The organism is Peribacillus sp. NPDC055009 (genome assembly GCF_053608705.1).
In genome coordinates this window covers 295,229-311,778 of sequence record NZ_JBSGVZ010000001.1, presented here as the reverse complement: position 1 = coordinate 311,778, position 16,550 = coordinate 295,229, and the positions used below count along the sequence as shown (strand labels likewise).

Sequence of the window (16,550 nt, the reverse complement as noted above, 5' to 3'; positions counted from 1 at the left end):
TCATCCCTTTATCAAGTTAGTATATAAATAATCCAAAAATATGGCTTCCAGCCTTCTTCTAATCATTCCTTCGTCCGAAGATGAAAAAATCATGATGGATTCATTGCTTTCAATTAAGCTTGAACTTATTAAGCTGACGATTTCCTGCTGCTTCACACTTAATTCTTCAGGTGCCAGCATCAGCAGTAAATTTTTCATATGGACGTCATTTCCGTCCATACCTTTGACCAGACGATATTCCTCCAGGTGGGCCACCTGGAATATCAGTTCTTTTACATTCTTATGTCTCGTATGGAAAAGGCCCATTCCAGTGCCCGGAATGCCTAAACCGCCCTTTTTTTCCCGTTCCTTCAAGGATCTGACCACACCATCCGCACCCAGCAGCAGTTCTTCCGTTTCAGCCATCCTCACCATTTCTTCAATGACTTCTGGATGTCCTTTCAGATGCGGCAGCCGATAAAACCGGAAATTATCCATGATCGACTCGATGCTCTGCTGGGCATCTTTCAATTCCTGCAGCACTTCTTTCAGTTCGCCATCCTCTTTTTTGGTCACGGTATCCTTATGGGCTGACTGAATGCCATAACGCTTATTCTTCGTGAAGTTTTCGATATTCTTCCTTAAATAATTCCTGATGTTCAAAATATTCTCTTCACTCAAAAGAGGGGATACAAGGATATAATCACTATCGATATACGGAAGCCGGACGGTAGAAATGATTACATCATAGTTTTTCAGGCTGTCCTGCTGCTGGATGTCTTTGATCGTCTTGATTTCAACAGTCTCGATTTCGATGATTTCCTTTTTGATCCGGCTTGCAAGCATCTTCGACGTACCAATACCTGTCGGGCAAACGATGAGAGCCCTTATGGATATTTCTTCCTCCCGGAGCACTAATGCAGATCCGAAATGAAGGACGATGAAGGCTATTTCATCTTCAGGAAATTCTTTTATTTCTTTAAATCCCTTTTCCAGACTGGTCTTCACTGCCAAAAAGAGAACCGGATACTTTCGCTTGATATCTTCGGTTAAGGGATTGTACAATCCCATTTCCTGTTTGATTCGGAAAAGCGATGGTTCCATATGGGCAAGGAGCCCCTGATACAATGGGAAATCCTTGGTCAAATCAATTTGCAGTTGTGCCGAAACATCTTTTATCAGGTTTCTTATCAGCTGGCCAAGCAATACACTGTCATATGGTACGGCATCCGCCGCATGAAGCTTGGAGCCTTTAAGGATGGCTGCTAGGTAGCTTATATCATCGATGGTAAAAGAAACTTCCAGCATGGTGCTGAGTTCCTTGCCTATTTTATTCATGAGATTATTCTCATCGGAAAGTTCGTTTATTTTCTTGAAGTCCTTCTCCAAAAAATATTGGCTTTCATTTCTTTGCAGGGTTACATAAATATGTACAATTAACCCTATATACCCGCTATCCGCCAAACGGGAATGGGCACTGTTAAAAGTGGAAAACAGCACCCCATCGATAGCCAGAAGATATTCGGGATCGAAATAGCCGAGGATTTTCGCTTCTGGAAATTTTCCTTCTTGCAGCAAAAATAAACTTTCAATCAGCTCTTCATTAAAGAAGTGCAAGAAATAGGCTGCCTGGGCTTTTCGTTTATTTTCTTCGGTGCCGGCAAGCTCTATTCCGACTCCCCTTTTTCTGGTAATCACGATATTAAAATTCTTTAACCATTCGGTCAGTTCGTCCAAATAGGTTGTAAGAGTCGTAATGCTTATACCGAGATCCCCCGCAAGAACTTGAGTTTTATATGATTCTTCCTGCAGTAAAGCTAAAAGAAGATGCAACTTTCTTTCTTGTGGCGTTTGATCGATCGGATGATTGCCCATCAGGTGCTGTACAAGCCGAAAGACTTGTTCATTCTTCCCGTCGATGGACAGTCCCTCATGTGTATTGCGTGTTAAATGCAACTCAAATGATTGCAGGATTTTTTCTATGGACTTCAGATCGCGTTGAACCGTCCGGACACTAACATTCAATTGTGTCGCAATGGATAAGGCTGTATGTTTTCCTGAAGTTTTTATGATCAATTCAATGATTGATTTTTCCCTTGAAGTAATATACATGCTACCAACTCATTTCAGGTGGAGTAACACGAGAAAATACTGAATAGAAAAGCGTAAATCGCTTTTCTATTCTTGGTTAAGAGTATTTAATTATTTTCTACATTTATAATATCCATCAATTCCCTGGCTGATGTGGCTTTAACCATCTTTTCAATATTCTCCATGTCAGAGCAGGTAACTGCAATGCCAGATAGAATTTCAAGATGTGTCCCGTCCTTGCCGGCAATGCCGAATATCAATCGTGCCTTTTGGCCGTCAAAGTCGACACCATCAGGAATTTGCAAAACGGTAAATCCAGATTTAAGGACATCTTTCTTAGCTTCCTCGGTTCCGTGCGGAATGGCTACATCATTCCCCATATAGGTTGAAGTCAATTCATCACGAGCAATCATTGCTTCAATATAGCTTTCCTTAACGTAACCTGCATTGACCAAAGCTCTTCCCGCAAAGCGGATCGCTTCTTCCTTATTGGCGAATTGTTGATTAAGGAAGACGTTTTCTTCACGAAGCAATTCATTACCTTCCTGCTCATCCTCGTCGATGCCAGGCTCGATTGAATGTTCACGAACACCGGGAACCTTCTCTTCAGCCTCTTCGACGATTTCATGCAGCTCATCGGTACCGTCATCCTGAAGCCTTGCAAGCAATGAATCGTATTCAGGGCTTGATAGGAAATTATCGACAGATACATGATAGGCATTCGGCACTTTATTCTGTGCCCTTGGAGTTAACTCTTCCTGTGTAATGACGATTTGTGCATCAGCAGGAATGTTTGAGATTGCCGTATTTGTAACAGTGATATTCAATCCGGCTTCCTTCACCTTCTTGCGAAGCAGCGAAGCCCCCATCGCACTTGATCCCATCCCGGCATCGCAGGCAAATATTATTTTGCTGACGTTTGTTGGCAACGTTCCCGGATCTGAAGCGAATACTTCGGCAACAGAGCTTTTCTTGCCTTTCATTTCTTGCATTTTTTTCGCGGCATCTTCAATATTCTCTTCAGATTGTTTTCCTGTTTTCAGGATGAATGCACCGACGATGAATGAAACAAGGGCGGCTACGATGACGCCTGCAAAGTTAGCAATATATGCACCCGCATTATGCGGAGTTACCGCTGTAATGGCAAGTATGCTGCCTGGAGATGCTGGAGCGAATAATCCTCCGCCTAGTAGGACCAATGTGAAAACTCCACTCATCCCTCCAAGAATGACGGCTAAGAATAACATCGGCTTCATTAGGATATAAGGGAAATAGATTTCATGGATACCGCCGAAGAAATGAATGATGGCAGCTCCTGGCGCCGATTTCTTCGCCGTTCCCTTTCCAAAAAAGCAATAAGCAAGCAGTACGCCGATTCCTGGTCCTGGATTCGATTCCAGAAGGAACAGGATGGAAGCCCCTGTTTGTTTAACTTGCTCTACACCAATTGGTGATAGTACACCATGATTGATGGCATTGTTCAAGAACAATACCTTGGCAGGCTCGATCAGGATACTTGTCAACGGAAGTAAACCTGTACCGACAAGCCAATCGACTCCTGCTACAAGCCAGCCTGTAAATACGTCCACAGCAGGCCCGATGGCCAAGAAGGATAGAATGGACAATAAGCCTCCAATAATCCCAGCTGAGAAATTATTAACAAGCATTTCAAAACCGGCTTTTACTTTCCCTTCAATCAATTGATCGAATTTCTTGATGACATAACCGCCGAACGGTCCCATTATCATGGCTCCAAGGAACATCGGGATGTCAGATCCGACGATGACGCCCATTGTCGCAATGGCACCGACTACGCCGCCGCGGTGGTCATGAATTAGCTTACCACCCGTATACCCAATTAAAAGCGGCAGTAAAAACGTAACCATCGGTGTAACCATTTTGGCAAGGCTTTCATTTGGCAGGAAACCAGATGGAATGAATAGGGCAGTGATTAGCCCCCATGCTATGAATGCTGATATATTCGGCATGACCATTGAACTTAGAAAGTTACCGAACTTTTGAACTGCAACTTTTATATTAAAGTGAGCCATTTTGCTCCCTTCCCTTCATATTAATATAGTTTCCTCTAATCTTAAGGTACGTACATTCCTCATTCAATAAAAGAAAAAGCTAACTTTGTCGCGAAAGAGAAGACAAACATAATGTATCTCACTTTTCCAGATTTATTCAGCGCTTGATACAGACAGAAAAGAGTCCCGTTCGCATCGTGACGAACGGGACTCTTAGAGCTTTATAGCGGGATGATTCCCAATAGGACACAAACCACTATCATGACAAGCGTCGAACCGCATGCCCATTTAAGGAACGTGCGCTGCAAGGCACCGAAATCTTCCCCTACCATTCCAACCAATAGATAGGTAGATGGAACAAGCGGGCTTAATAGATGGACGGGCAAACCTAATAGTGAAGCTCTGCCGATCAGGGCAGGGTCGATTCCATAAGCAGCTCCCGCTTTAGCAAGTAATGGGAGCACACCATAATAAAATGCGTCATTAGACATGAAGAACGTAAAAGGTGCTGAGATGATGGCTGTGATGACAGCAAAATGTGCGCCCATTTGATCTGGAATATGCTGAATCAAAGAGTTTGCCATGGCATCGACCATTTCCGTACCGGCAAGGATTCCAGTGAAGACACCTGCTGCAAAAATCATCGAAATTACAGATAAAGCATTGTCCGCATAGTTTGCCACACGCTCTTTCTGATCACTGAGTTTCGGATAATTAACCGTAATGGCAATTGCGAAACCTACCATGAACAGAACCGCTGAAGGCATAAGTTCCATAATCAACGCAACCAGCAGTGTAAGAGTCAATGCGTAATTGAATATTATCAATTTAGGACGCTTAAGATAAGCATCTTCCGTTGCAGCCGCGTGCTGTGCCACAGCATGATAATCGACTTCAATGATTCCAATTCTCTTTCTTTCTTTTTTACCCAGGCAATATGCCATGAAAAGGACGAATAGGACTCCGCCAATCATCGCAGGAATGACAGGGGTGAACACATCGGACATTTCAAGTTTTAAAGCGGTCATTACCCGTGCTGTAGGGCCTCCCCAAGGAAGAAGGTTCATGACTCCAGATGACGAAACAGCAATACCGGCCAATACTAGCGGTCTCATTCCAATCCGTTTATATAGCGGAAGCATGGCTGAAATCGTTATCATATATGTAGTCGTACCATCTCCATCCAAGGAAATCAGTAAGGCCAGGACTGCCGTGCCGATGGCAATTTTCACCGGATCGCCTTTTACAACCTTAAGAATCGTATTGATGATCGGGTCAAAAACCCCAGCATCAATCAAAATGCCAAAGAAAAGGATCGCAAATAAAATCATGATTCCCGTTGGCGCGACGTCTTTGATTCCTTCCAACGCCATCTCACCCATTTTACCACCAAACCCGCCAATAAGTGCAAAGGCACTTGGTACTGCAATCAAAGCTATCATGGCTGAAAGTCGCCCTGTCATAATTAAAATCATAAACACTAATATCATCAAGTATCCTAATAAAGCGAGCATATGATCACTCCTTAATTTCTAATTTTCTAATTTTCTAAATTGTATATGAAATCACTTTATCTGTAAGCGTTTTCAATTTATTGTGTTTTAAAACTATTAAATTAATTGTGTTCATTGTGTTCACGGAGGCGATTTTCCAGAGTGAACCAGACTCCATTCCCCGGGTTGAATGGCGGGTTCTTTAAGGAAAAGATACGATTATTAAGCAAACAGTGACTAAATCTTTATGCATTGCAGAGGATTTCTAAACTAACTCACATTGCTTTTTTTGAAATCTTTCAAACCATTTTAACCGTTGTACAGCATGCATAAAAAAACACCTCCAATCGTGAAGGTGTTCCACATTTAATTCTATTGAATTTTATAATATCTTCGTTCAGGTCTTCCCACTACCCCGTATACGACTTCCGCTTTACATTTCTTAACGGATATCAAGTATTCCAGATAACGTCTCGCGGTTGTCCTGGAAGCACCGATCTGACCGCTCACTTGCTCAGCCGACAAACCGATATCGCTTGCTTCGAGTACCTCGATCACTTTCGCCAAAGTAATTTCGTCGACCCCTTTCGGTAAGGACGGCCCATCATTCGTTTCCGAAACGGAAGATCCCTTTTTCAAAATGAGATCAACAAAATCCTGATCTATTTCTTGTTTGGATTTCATCAGATGGACTTTCTTCAGATACTCTTCGATAACTTGGTTGAAGCGATTCATTTCCACTGGTTTAATTAAATAATTCTCTACACCATAGTGAAGGGCCTTTTCAAGTTGTTCTTTATCCGTTGCCGCGGTAATCATGATAATATCCACATTCGGGAATTTTTTCCGTATGTCCGGAAGAAGGTCTGTACCAAGCTGATCTGGCATATAAACATCAAGCAAAAGCAGATCCGGACTTTTTTGTTCCAAGATACGAAGCGCTTTTTTGGCATTGACAGCTTTTCCGACCACTTCTATTTCATCAAAGTTTTTTAAGAATTTTTCATGGATATCCGCTACACGAAAATCATCTTCTGCGATGACTGCTCTTATCTTCAGCATCTTTTCCCTCCTCTCTGTTCTTTAGGAAGATACACTGTGAATATGGTGTTTCCATCCTCGCTTTGAACTTCGATAATGCCGCCCAGCTCTTTTACGACATGATCAGCATTCGAAAGTCCATAACCACTCGGACTTCCGCTGTTTTTCGAAGTGAAACCCCGATCGAAAATATGGGCGATCGCATCCTCAGGTATTCCTTTTCCGTTATCACTCACTTCAAATACCATATCATTTCCGATATCTGTGGCGAAAAATTTCACGTGCGGCTCTTCCATGCTTGAAACCGCTTCAAGTGCATTATCGATAATGTTGCCTAGAATTAATGTTAGTTGTGACAATTTTATATGATCCGGCAGTTTCTCTAGGTAACTTTGTGCGTCTATTTCAAAGATGATCTTCTTCTCCGATGCTTTCCCTATCTTACCAAGTAACAGGGCTTGTACTTTTGTATCCTTTATCTGTTCGAACACGACACGGTTCAGGGAATGCAATTCGGATGTTTCGCTTTGAATCATTTCTATCGCTTCATCGTATTCTCCTAATTGTATCAATCCTGAAAGGACGTATAGTTTATTGGTAAATTCATGGGTTTGTGCCCTCAAATCCTCTGAATGCATCTTCACTTCAGATAATGTGTTGACCATTTCCTCAATTTCCGTTCGATCACGGAACGAAGCGACAACACCGCTTACCCCTTCACTATCGAAGATTGGCGTGCAATTAACGATAACGGATTTGTCTTTCCATGAAATCTCCTTATCCACTTGCGGTTCACCGGACTTCAGCACTTCGAATAAATATTTCGAAGGAAATAGGCCATCCACGTTATCCACGTTCAAATGGCGAACTGACTCTTTAATATCCAGCAATTTTTTCGCCGGCTGATTCATCGAGGTAATCGACCCATTTTGGTCAATGGCCAGAATACCTTCTTTCACCGAATGCAGCACTGCATTTTTTTCTTTATATAAATTGGCGATTTCAAATGGTTCCAGCCCCAATGTATCTTTACGTATGCTCCTTGCCAGCATATAACTGCCAATGATCGATATCATGATGGCCACTAAAGATACAATCATCTCTTTGGACAAATCCTTGAAAATTTGGGCGCGGACATCGTCCACTAAAAAACCGACGGAGACGATTCCAATTATTTTTCCAGCCTCATTGAATACCGGTGACTTCCCCCGAATGGAAAGTCCGAGTGATCCTGCCGCCTCGGAGACATAATATTCGCCTTCCCGAATGGCCCTGCTATTATCCCCGCCTTCCATCCGCTTCCCAATTTCAGAAGCCAGCGGATGGGAATAGCGAATTCCCTCTGCATTCCCTACAACGATGAACTCAGCCCCTGTTTCCCTGCGGATCCTTTCGACAATCGGCTGGATTATGCCAGCGGGATCGTCAGTTTCAAAGGCATCTGTAACGGTAGGCATGAAGCTAACCGTCTTTGAAAGCTCCAACGCCAATTGACCTTTATCCTTCGCTATTTGCCTTCCTTCCATATAGGAAAAAGAAGTAGTCAATAAGATAATCAAAAAAAGGCTCAACGATAAGACTAACCCGAGAATCTTGGTTTCCAGCGATACTTTCCTCATTTTCAACAGCATCCTCTATTTTCATTTTCATTCACTAAATTTTATAGGAGCATAATGATTTTACCATTTCTATTAAATATTGAACATTGTTGGCCTTTTATTTCGCCACATTGAAAAACGCAAGGACTTAAGCAACAAAAAAGGGAGTGCGAAATGAAATTCTTGAATCCTTTTCAAATGATAACGTTTCCACCTGAGGTACTATCGGTTTATTTCTCAGTGTCCTATTTAAAAAAGATGGTCACACCGATCATGATGTGGGGATCAAGGCGCAGTTGCTTTACACATTTATCTCCTTTCCCTAGTCGGAATGTTGACCGCTTTAGGGGGTCGATCAACGATAGGCATTTCCTTTAATGATGTTTTTCTTTGGGTAGTACTGCTTCTATATTGCTGCCATACCTTTTCGTACTGGAGGAAAGCAAAACAAGCTGAAACATAAAATGCTCAAAGGAAACATCTCCTTTGAGCATTTTTTCAAAAACAACTAAATGAATTGATTTGTCTTGTATCGATGCCAAAAATCGTCCAGAACCTGCCATTCCACCTGAAGCCGGCAACAGAACGCGGACCGACGAAGATGGGGTAATACCAGAAACGCGCACCATTGTTTAGCCATATAAAAGTATTCCTGAAAAGGCAAAATGAAATCGCACCTGGATCTACGGCAAATGTTGAAGCCGATTGCTGTTGGGGGATAAACGCTGGCGGGGGAGCTGTTGGTGCTTGCGAACCCGGCGGTGGTCCTGGCTGCCCTGGAAATTGAGGTAAACCAGGTATGCCCGGAAAGCCGGATAGACCGGGAAACTGCCGTTCAAGATAAGCTTGATCTTCATAATGATACGTTGGGTACATATACATGGTCATTCACCTCTATAAGATTGAATGTAATAAGTTATGATATATGAACTCAACGTGTTTGGGCAGGAAATGCTTTAACTTAGAAAATGGAGATATATCAACGAATTCTATAGTTTTATCGACGAATTCTATAGTTTTATCTCCGAAATTGGAGTTATATCGACGATACTTACAGTTTCATCTCCGAAATTAGAGATATATCGACGAATTCTACAGTTTTTTCTCCGAATACAGGGATATATCGACGAATTCTACAGTTTTATCTCCGAAATAGAAATATATCGACGAATTCTATAGTTTTATCTCCGAAATTAGAGATATATCGACGAAATTTATTGTTTTATCTCCGAAATTAGAGATATATCGACGAATTCTACAGTTTTATCTCCGAATATGGAAATATATCGGCGAAATTTATTGTTTTATCTCCGAAATAGAAATATATCGACGAATTCTATAGTTTTATCTCCGAACAGGGATATATCGACGAATTCTACAGTTTTATCTCCGAAATAGAAATATATCGACGAATTCTATAGTTTTATCTCCGAAAATGGAGATATATCGGCGAAATTTATTGTTTTATCTCCGAATATGGAGTTTTATCGACGTTACTTGCAGGTTTATCTCCGAAGCGGTATTCAGTATAGCAATCTCCATAAATAGAAGGTCGCGTAGGATTCCCAATCGGCCCACGCTTCCGAAAGTTTCAGGATTTCCGTTTTCGTTGGTTTTGCTTCCGTTTGCATGACCAGTTTCATGGAATTATGCAGCCCGACATCATCGATGGGAAAGGCTGCTGGAAAACGCAAACAGCGCATCAAGACATAGTTCGCTGTCCACGGGCCGATTCCCCGTATATTGGTCAGCATTTTTTCAGCCTCTTTTACATTCCTTGCATTCAACAGCTTTTCTTTAGTAAGTTCCCCTTCTGCAATCAGTTGAGCAACACCTATTAAATATTCACACTTCTTTACCGTCATCCTCATATCGACAAAATCTTCGACCGTCAATTTCGCAATCACATCTGGCGTCGGAAACAGCCAATATTGCTTTCCATCGAATTCAACAAAATCACCAAATCCCTCCACAAGCCTACGCTTCAAGGTATAGGCATAGGTCAAGTTAATTTGCTGACCAAGTATTCCCCAGGCAATCGCTTCAAATAAATCGGGGATGCCCATATTTCTCAAACCGAAGAATTGGCTTGCCGGCTTTTGCAATATAGGGTCATTTTGGGCCAATTCATAAAAAGGAAGCAGATTTGTCTCAAGATCGAACCAGTGACGAACGTATTGGGAAACAGCATCCTTTACCTGATTATCCATCGGTGCAGTTCGCCCTGGAAACCGAACGGTCAGCTCCGTTTCATTCATCGCACTGATTTCTATTAAAAGAGTCTCGTTTTCGGCAACAAGTGCTCGATAAATTTTTTGATTAACAATATCGAACAGACATTCATTGGAGGATCGTGATAAGTATTTAAGATTTTCCGAAAAACTGAACTCCTTTGGTGCACGAATTCTCAATTCAGTCTTGACTTCAACATTTGATAATTTCTCTTTCATTCCGCTCCTCCTTTAGCTTTATTCTAATGAAAAGTAAGTACGTTATCTCGCTCCTTCCTTCATCCAACTCCCTTATTTTAACAGACCAATAGTGTTCTTTTCTAACTCGAACAATTACGTTATCTTGCTTTTATATTATCAAAATGGTTGTATATCAACCCTTTCTTGTATACTAAATGAAGAGGTGAATGCAGTGAATCTTTTCCCGAATGAATATTGGAAAGCTATTATAGATTGTGATGCCGCATATGATGATCATTTTTTATACGGAGTAATTACGACAGGCATCTTTTGCAGGCCCTCCTGTAAATCCAGGGTGCCGAATAAGGAAAACGTGAAGATTTTCAAAAATGCCATGATGGCTTTGGAAGAAGATTTCCGGCCTTGTAAACGATGTAAACCGGAAGGAATGAATTTGCCGACGGAAGAATGGGTTGAACAAATAACCGAATGGATCGACACCCATTACAGCGAACCCCTCACTTTGAACAAATTGGCGGATATTTCTCACGGCAGCCCCTATCATTTACAACGTTCATTCAAGCGCGTGAAGGGGATATCGCCCACTGAATACATTCAACGGCTTCGCCTTGAAAAAGCAACGAGGCTGCTGGAAAACTCCGAACAGCCGATAACCGAAATAGGCTTGGCTGTGGGGTTCTCTAGTACACCCTATTTCTTGACGCTGTTCAAAAGAAAAATGGGGAATACCCCTTCAGAATATCGGAATGCTTATCTCAAAGCTTTGGAGCGTGAAGAAAATGAAGAATGATAAAGAACAAACCATTGACTGGGCCATATTGCATTATGATAAGTGGCAATTATATGTGGCCAAGACGGAAAAAGGGCTTTGCTATGTAGGCTCTCCGGATCAAACGTATGAAGAACTTAAGTCTTGGCTACAAAAACGCTTTCCAATGGCGAGCCTTGTTGAAAATGAGAAAGCATTAAATCCCTATCTAAAAGAACTACAAGAATATTTCGAAGGAACCAGGAAGACTTTCTCTCTTCCCGCAGATGTAAAAGGCACGCCCTTTCAACAAGAAATTTGGGCAGCGCTGAATCAAATACCCTATGGAAAAACCTGTTCCTATTCCGATATTGCCCAAATCATCCAAAGACCTGCAGCTGTTCGGGCGGTTGGTACCGCCATTGGTGCCAATCCTATTCTAATCACAGTGCCCTGTCACCGGGTTATCGGAAAAAACGGGGCCATTACCGGTTACCGGGGAGGCACGGAGATGAAAAAATATCTACTTCAATTGGAAGCAGAAATGAAAGCGTGATTACAATCTGACGGCAAAAAAAGCATCCGACCATAAGGATGCTTTTTTTGCCTTTGTTTTTCAGTACCAAATGGTCACCGCTTTTTTATATGCATCACTATTAGGTATCGCATGTATCCCTTGGGCCTGTGCCTTTCGCGGATCATAATCATATACCATTGGTGTATAGCACGAGGTCTGCCCGATATTCACAACACCATTGCCCCCAGAACTGGCGCATGTATAGGCCTTACCATCAGTACTTCGGACGATCCTGGCATCCGCTTCATGGTTGTATACAGCGGGCCGTGTTACGGTCACTTTTGCCCATGCGGTTTTGCAGACAGTGCTGAATTTCAATTCTACGTACGAATTGGAATCGATCCATTTTTTATCCTTCGTTACCGCCGAACTTGCACAACTATTATAGTAAGGACTTTTTCCATCATAGGTGTGTGTTTCGGCCAGTGCTTGATTTTTTCCAAAACCAAAGTCGACAAGAAACATCGACAGTGTCATCACCATGGATAAACCTATCATTTTAAGCTTTTTATTCAATACATTCATCCTTTCTTTGCAAAAATATAGATGAAGGTTTTTCCTTTTTCATTAATACCAATCGGTTTCACCTGCTGTATATGGCCAAAAAGCGACCGCTTTTGCTTTTCGCGGATCTAAATCATATACCATTGGTGTATAGCATGACGTTTGACCTTTATTTATTTCACCATTTCCTCCAGGAGATGCACAGCTAAATTGTTTATTATCAGTATTTCGGACAACCAATGCCGTTGCTTCCCCGTCTGTTTTAGCTGGTCGGCTTAGAGTGATCTTCGCCCATGCGGTTTTACAGACAGTGCTGAACTTCAACTCCAAATTGGCAGAACCGCCATTGGCATAAATTTTCACTGACTTCTTAGTGACAGCGCTATTCGCACAACTATTATAGTAAGGACTTTTTCCATCATAGGTGTGTGTTTCTGCTGAAGCTTTGCTTGCAAAAGAATCAAGGGAGCCAAAAAGTACTAAAGAAGCTACAAAAAATGAAATGCATAAAACCATTTTTTTCATTATTTCACTCATCCCCTTAACAAAATTTATACACTGTTCATCTTACAATTTTGTAATATTCTTACAAGTGATAAATTCCCTAGTTCATGAAAAACAACATCCCCGCCTTAAAGTTGCAGCCTGCCATCACTATTACAGTCTTGTATGTCTCGCTTTATCAACTGAATCAGCACAGAGACAAAGTCATTATCCCTATGAGCAATTCAGGACAAATAAGGTAACAACTAAGGACATATGCGTATCGAGCTGAGACAAAACGAGCCAATAGGCTGCCGTTGATTGGTAAGGATACAGGTCGATGTACTTAATGTTTTTTTCAAGAAAAAAGAAAAACTCCAACAAAACTCGAATCGTTTTGTCGGAGCTTTATTTTCAATTAACGAGGTTTTCTCTGATCAATCTAATGGTGCTTTCATAATAGTAATCCAATCTCGTTTCCCTACTTGCGAACCAGCAGGCCAATATCCCAATCTATGTACTTCCTCACGCCGGTTTGAATGCGATTGGAATCGAAAACTTTCAACAACTCAGTTTCCATTGGGCTTCACTCCCGGCCCTTTTTAAAAAACAGCTTCATCCTTTTTCTTTTCTCCAATTTTTCGGGTTTAAATAACCTTTATATTTAGCAGCCACTTCTTTCCCGACCAAAAGTGCTCCTGCCCAAAACATGACCTCCGCAAAGACGATTGCACCTGTTATGACCCCCGCTTTAACCGCAGTCGAAAATGGGGTAAAAGGAGCTACGACAGGAATGATCCAAGTGAGAAGGGAAATGATCAGGAACCCCATCCCTACTTTGTAAAACCTCGATTTCTTTATTTCCTTACTTTCTTTATCCAATTAAATAACCTCCGTCATGATGATTTTCATTTAATTACACTGCCGAACATTTCACTTTCAAATATACCATTGAATATATTCTTTTTTTATACGTTTGAAAGTTCATTTCGTTTCATAAATAGCGAAATAAAGATATTCCATTTGAGGAAAGCTAGGGAAAACTATCTATTAATGAATTGACTTTACTATTCTTAATGGATTTAATAATCTTATAACACTTGCATGAAGGAAAGGAAAATCCAATGTACATTGAATTCATTGCCACAACGATAGAGGATGCCATTATTATCGAAGAATCGGGCGCAGACCGAATCGAGCTTGTCAGTTCTTTAGCCGAGGGGGGATTAACTCCCAGCCACGCCCTGATAGAAGCTGTCGTCAATTCAGTAAAGATACCAGTCAACGTGATGGTAAGGCCTCATAGCCAGTCGTTTAGTTATACGAAAAATGATTTGGAAATAATGAAAAAAGATATCGAAATCATTCGATCACTGGGAGCCAACGGGGTTGTATTGGGTGCATTAAATGAAAATAATGAAATCAATCGACCATATCTCGAAGAATTATTGACGGTATGTGAAGGTTTGGAGATTACATTCCACCGAGCCATCGATGAAACAAACGACCCGGTCATTTCAGCTGAAATGCTAGCACAATATCCAGAAATCACAACGATATTGACCTCAGGAGGTAATGGGGATCTCCCCAGCCGCATGAAAACGATTCAACAAATGAAAAGAGTCAGCGGCGACATAGCCATACTGGTTGGAAGCGGCTTAAATAAGGATAATATCCTTTCTATCCATTCCGAACTGCATACCGGTCACTATCATTTCGGTACGGCTGTTCGAAAAAATAACAGTATCATTGAAGGAGTTACATTAGAAAAAGCAAAAGAAATCGTAAACTTGCTAAAGAAATAATGTCGAAAAGGGATCATTTAACTGGTCCCTTTTGTTTGTCAAAAGGGGCTCTATCAAAATTTTAAATCAATGTTGATGAAACGGAAGGTGCGAGACTCCTGTGGGAAAGCGCCTCCAGGGGAGACCGCAGGCGCAAAGGCGCCGAGGAAGCTCCCGGACCGCCCACGGAAAGCGAGTGCCTGGAGGCAACGTTTGAATTTGTCTACAATCTGAAGTTCCCATTTCAAGATACAGGGCTCTTTTTTTGTAAAAAGACCGAGTCCCAAAACCAAAAAACAGTGACGCAGAAAGGCTTATTGCATAGTAATTTCTTGTAGTTAAAACATCCATACTGAAGTCAAAATTAAGCACCGCACTATAAATGAATACAGCCAGCAAAGAGAAAAAAATATAAAAACTAAAATAAATTAAACTGAATTTTTTAGGATGTTTATTGAAAAGGACCTGTACCGGAACAGCAAATAATAAATAAGGGATAACAACATAAAAAGAAAACACGATAATGCCAAGCACCCCCTAGGTACCGAAGCTAAATATAACCAACATCGTGGAAATCGACAAACAGGAAAAGACTAGACTAAAAAAATAATAAGGAATCACATCGCTTAGCTCCGATACCTTTTGACTCATTTTCCAAAGTTCCATTTTAACCAGCACCTCAAGATGACTTGGATTTTTTTATTGCTCGATTGCCTCATTTTGTTGCAAAAATTTGATTTTTGAAGGTCACGTTTTTTTCCCTAGTCTTAACTTAACAAGTGCCCTCAAACATTTCTTTTGAGTGCGGGCCTGGTTCCAATTACGACAGTGGCGTCCAGTTCTTCACACTTTACCATCTGTGGCATCATCCCGTATCCAGCAAAGATTTCAACGGTCTGCATCGCTTGCCGCTCACTCGTCTCGACTAACAAATGGGAACCCGGTGCCAACCAAACTGTTGCCGAGGCCGCCACCCTTCGCTGGACATCAAGCCCGTCCGCCCCTCCGTCTAATGCCACCCTCGCCTCATGCATGCGCGCTTCATGGGGTAATAGACCGATTCCCTCAGTGGGGACGTATGGTGCGTTTGCGACCAGGACGTCAACACGTCCCCGTAAATTTGCTGGAAGCGGTTCATAGAGGTCCCCTTCGTAAACCTGACCATTGATTGAAGTGACGTTACGACGCGCGCACCGCACCGCGGCTGGGTCAATGTCGACTGCGTACAACTCGATACCTTCGAGAACATCGCCAACCGCGGAGCCAACCGCGCCCGTGCCGCAGCACAAGTCCACTACGACTGCTCCTGGCATAGCGAGTGCTGTCACTTGGCGGACCAAAAACTCGGTCCGTCGGCGGGGTACGAAAACTCCGAGATGAACCTCTATCCGGATACCGCAGAATTCCGCCCAACCGATGACGTGTTCAAGGGGCAAACCCACTATCCGTCTATCCACCATCCCGGCCAGTTCGGCCGTTGTCCCTGCCGCGTTGATAAGCAAACGGGCCTCTTCCTCCGCGAAAACACAACCTGCGGCCCTAAGTTTAGTGACGATACTTGTATAAATGGTATCTCCATTAAAAACAGCAACTTTACTTCCATCAACATCATTGATTTTCCCGAGGTTAAAGGAATCATTCCTAAATTCCATAAGTTTCCCCCTGTTCTCTTAAATTCTAAATATTCCCATAATCACAGTATACAGCTTCTTAAACTGACCGTCCCCTTAGTACCAAAATAAAAAGGTTGCCGCAGCAACCTTCCATCATGAAATCTCTCAAACTTGAGT

Annotated in this window: 16 protein-coding genes; 3 read left to right on the top strand and 13 right to left on the bottom strand. The window is 42.0% G+C overall.

Features of this window, described 5'->3' with window-relative positions:
* The 8 genes from ACWF5P_RS01575 to ACWF5P_RS01540 all read right to left on the bottom strand — a co-directional run bounded on the left by ACWF5P_RS01575 (window position 1) and on the right by ACWF5P_RS01540 (window position 10,682).
* On the bottom strand, window positions 1–2,091 hold the full coding sequence (locus ACWF5P_RS01575) for a BglG family transcription antiterminator (protein WP_452444518.1): 2,091 nt from the start codon (window positions 2,089–2,091) through the stop codon (window positions 1–3).
* A gap of 86 nt (window positions 2,092–2,177) precedes the next feature.
* Window positions 2,178–4,121: a PTS mannitol transporter subunit IICBA gene (locus ACWF5P_RS01570; protein ID WP_434167645.1), complete on the bottom strand. Its 1,944-nt coding sequence runs from the start codon at window positions 4,119–4,121 to the stop codon at window positions 2,178–2,180.
* A 200-nt stretch (window positions 4,122–4,321) separates the two neighbouring features.
* Complete coding sequence (locus ACWF5P_RS01565; RefSeq protein WP_063594521.1) at window positions 4,322–5,614, bottom strand: CitMHS family transporter; 1,293 nt, start codon at window positions 5,612–5,614, stop codon at window positions 4,322–4,324.
* Between the two features lie 351 nt (window positions 5,615–5,965).
* Window positions 5,966–6,655 carry a response regulator gene (locus ACWF5P_RS01560; RefSeq protein WP_434167646.1) on the bottom strand — a complete coding sequence of 230 codons (690 nt, stop codon included), beginning with the start codon at window positions 6,653–6,655 and terminating at the stop codon, window positions 5,966–5,968.
* Window positions 6,649–8,253, bottom strand: a complete 1,605-nt coding sequence (locus ACWF5P_RS01555; RefSeq protein WP_434167647.1) for an ATP-binding protein — start codon at window positions 8,251–8,253, stop codon at window positions 6,649–6,651. The genes ACWF5P_RS01560 and ACWF5P_RS01555 overlap by 7 nt, the downstream gene beginning before the upstream one ends.
* 353 nt (window positions 8,254–8,606) lie before the next feature.
* The gene (locus tag ACWF5P_RS01550) at window positions 8,607–8,795 is read right to left on the bottom strand and encodes a hypothetical protein (protein WP_434169749.1); all 189 of its coding nucleotides are present in this window, start codon (window positions 8,793–8,795) and stop codon (window positions 8,607–8,609) included.
* A complete protein-coding gene (locus tag ACWF5P_RS01545) occupies window positions 8,731–9,114 on the bottom strand; it encodes a collagen-like protein (protein ID WP_434167648.1) in 384 nt (127 codons plus the stop codon). Before ACWF5P_RS01545 ends, ACWF5P_RS01550 begins: the two co-directional genes overlap by 65 nt.
* Window positions 9,115–9,755: 641 nt before the next feature.
* Entirely contained in the window at window positions 9,756–10,682 is a 927-nt protein-coding gene (locus ACWF5P_RS01540) for a DNA glycosylase (protein WP_434167649.1), read from the bottom strand.
* A 169-nt stretch (window positions 10,683–10,851) separates the two neighbouring features.
* Between ACWF5P_RS01540 and ACWF5P_RS01535 the strand changes: the two genes are divergently transcribed.
* Window positions 10,852–11,454, top strand: a complete 603-nt coding sequence (locus ACWF5P_RS01535) for a bifunctional transcriptional activator/DNA repair enzyme AdaA (RefSeq protein WP_397315445.1) — start codon at window positions 10,852–10,854, stop codon at window positions 11,452–11,454.
* Complete coding sequence (locus tag ACWF5P_RS01530; protein ID WP_101223110.1) at window positions 11,444–11,968, top strand: methylated-DNA--[protein]-cysteine S-methyltransferase; 525 nt, start codon at window positions 11,444–11,446, stop codon at window positions 11,966–11,968. The genes ACWF5P_RS01535 and ACWF5P_RS01530 overlap by 11 nt, the downstream gene beginning before the upstream one ends.
* 60 nt (window positions 11,969–12,028) lie before the next feature.
* Here ACWF5P_RS01530 and ACWF5P_RS01525 read toward each other — a convergent pair whose 3' ends face one another.
* The 3 genes from ACWF5P_RS01525 to ACWF5P_RS01515 form a co-directional block, all read right to left on the bottom strand.
* On the bottom strand, window positions 12,029–12,472 hold the full coding sequence (locus ACWF5P_RS01525; protein ID WP_202190598.1) for a DUF2690 domain-containing protein: 444 nt from the start codon (window positions 12,470–12,472) through the stop codon (window positions 12,029–12,031).
* A gap of 84 nt (window positions 12,473–12,556) precedes the next feature.
* Window positions 12,557–13,018, bottom strand: a complete 462-nt coding sequence (locus tag ACWF5P_RS01520; protein WP_241589143.1) for a YjfA family protein — start codon at window positions 13,016–13,018, stop codon at window positions 12,557–12,559.
* Between the two features lie 573 nt (window positions 13,019–13,591).
* Window positions 13,592–13,858: a transporter suffix domain-containing protein gene (locus ACWF5P_RS01515; RefSeq protein ID WP_230176643.1), complete on the bottom strand. Its 267-nt coding sequence runs from the start codon at window positions 13,856–13,858 to the stop codon at window positions 13,592–13,594.
* 242 nt (window positions 13,859–14,100) lie between these two features.
* Here ACWF5P_RS01515 and ACWF5P_RS01510 point away from each other — a divergent pair, with 242 nt between their 5' ends.
* A complete protein-coding gene (locus tag ACWF5P_RS01510) occupies window positions 14,101–14,781 on the top strand; it encodes a copper homeostasis protein CutC (RefSeq protein ID WP_434167650.1) in 681 nt (226 codons plus the stop codon).
* A gap of 66 nt (window positions 14,782–14,847) precedes the next feature.
* Here ACWF5P_RS01510 and ACWF5P_RS01505 read toward each other — a convergent pair whose 3' ends face one another.
* Window positions 14,848–15,279, bottom strand: a complete 432-nt coding sequence (locus ACWF5P_RS01505; protein ID WP_452444517.1) for a UPF0715 family protein — start codon at window positions 15,277–15,279, stop codon at window positions 14,848–14,850.
* Window positions 15,280–15,545: 266 nt separating this feature from the next.
* Complete coding sequence (locus ACWF5P_RS01500; RefSeq protein WP_452444621.1) at window positions 15,546–16,328, bottom strand: putative protein N(5)-glutamine methyltransferase; 783 nt, start codon at window positions 16,326–16,328, stop codon at window positions 15,546–15,548.
* Window positions 16,329–16,550: the final 222 nt, after the last annotated feature.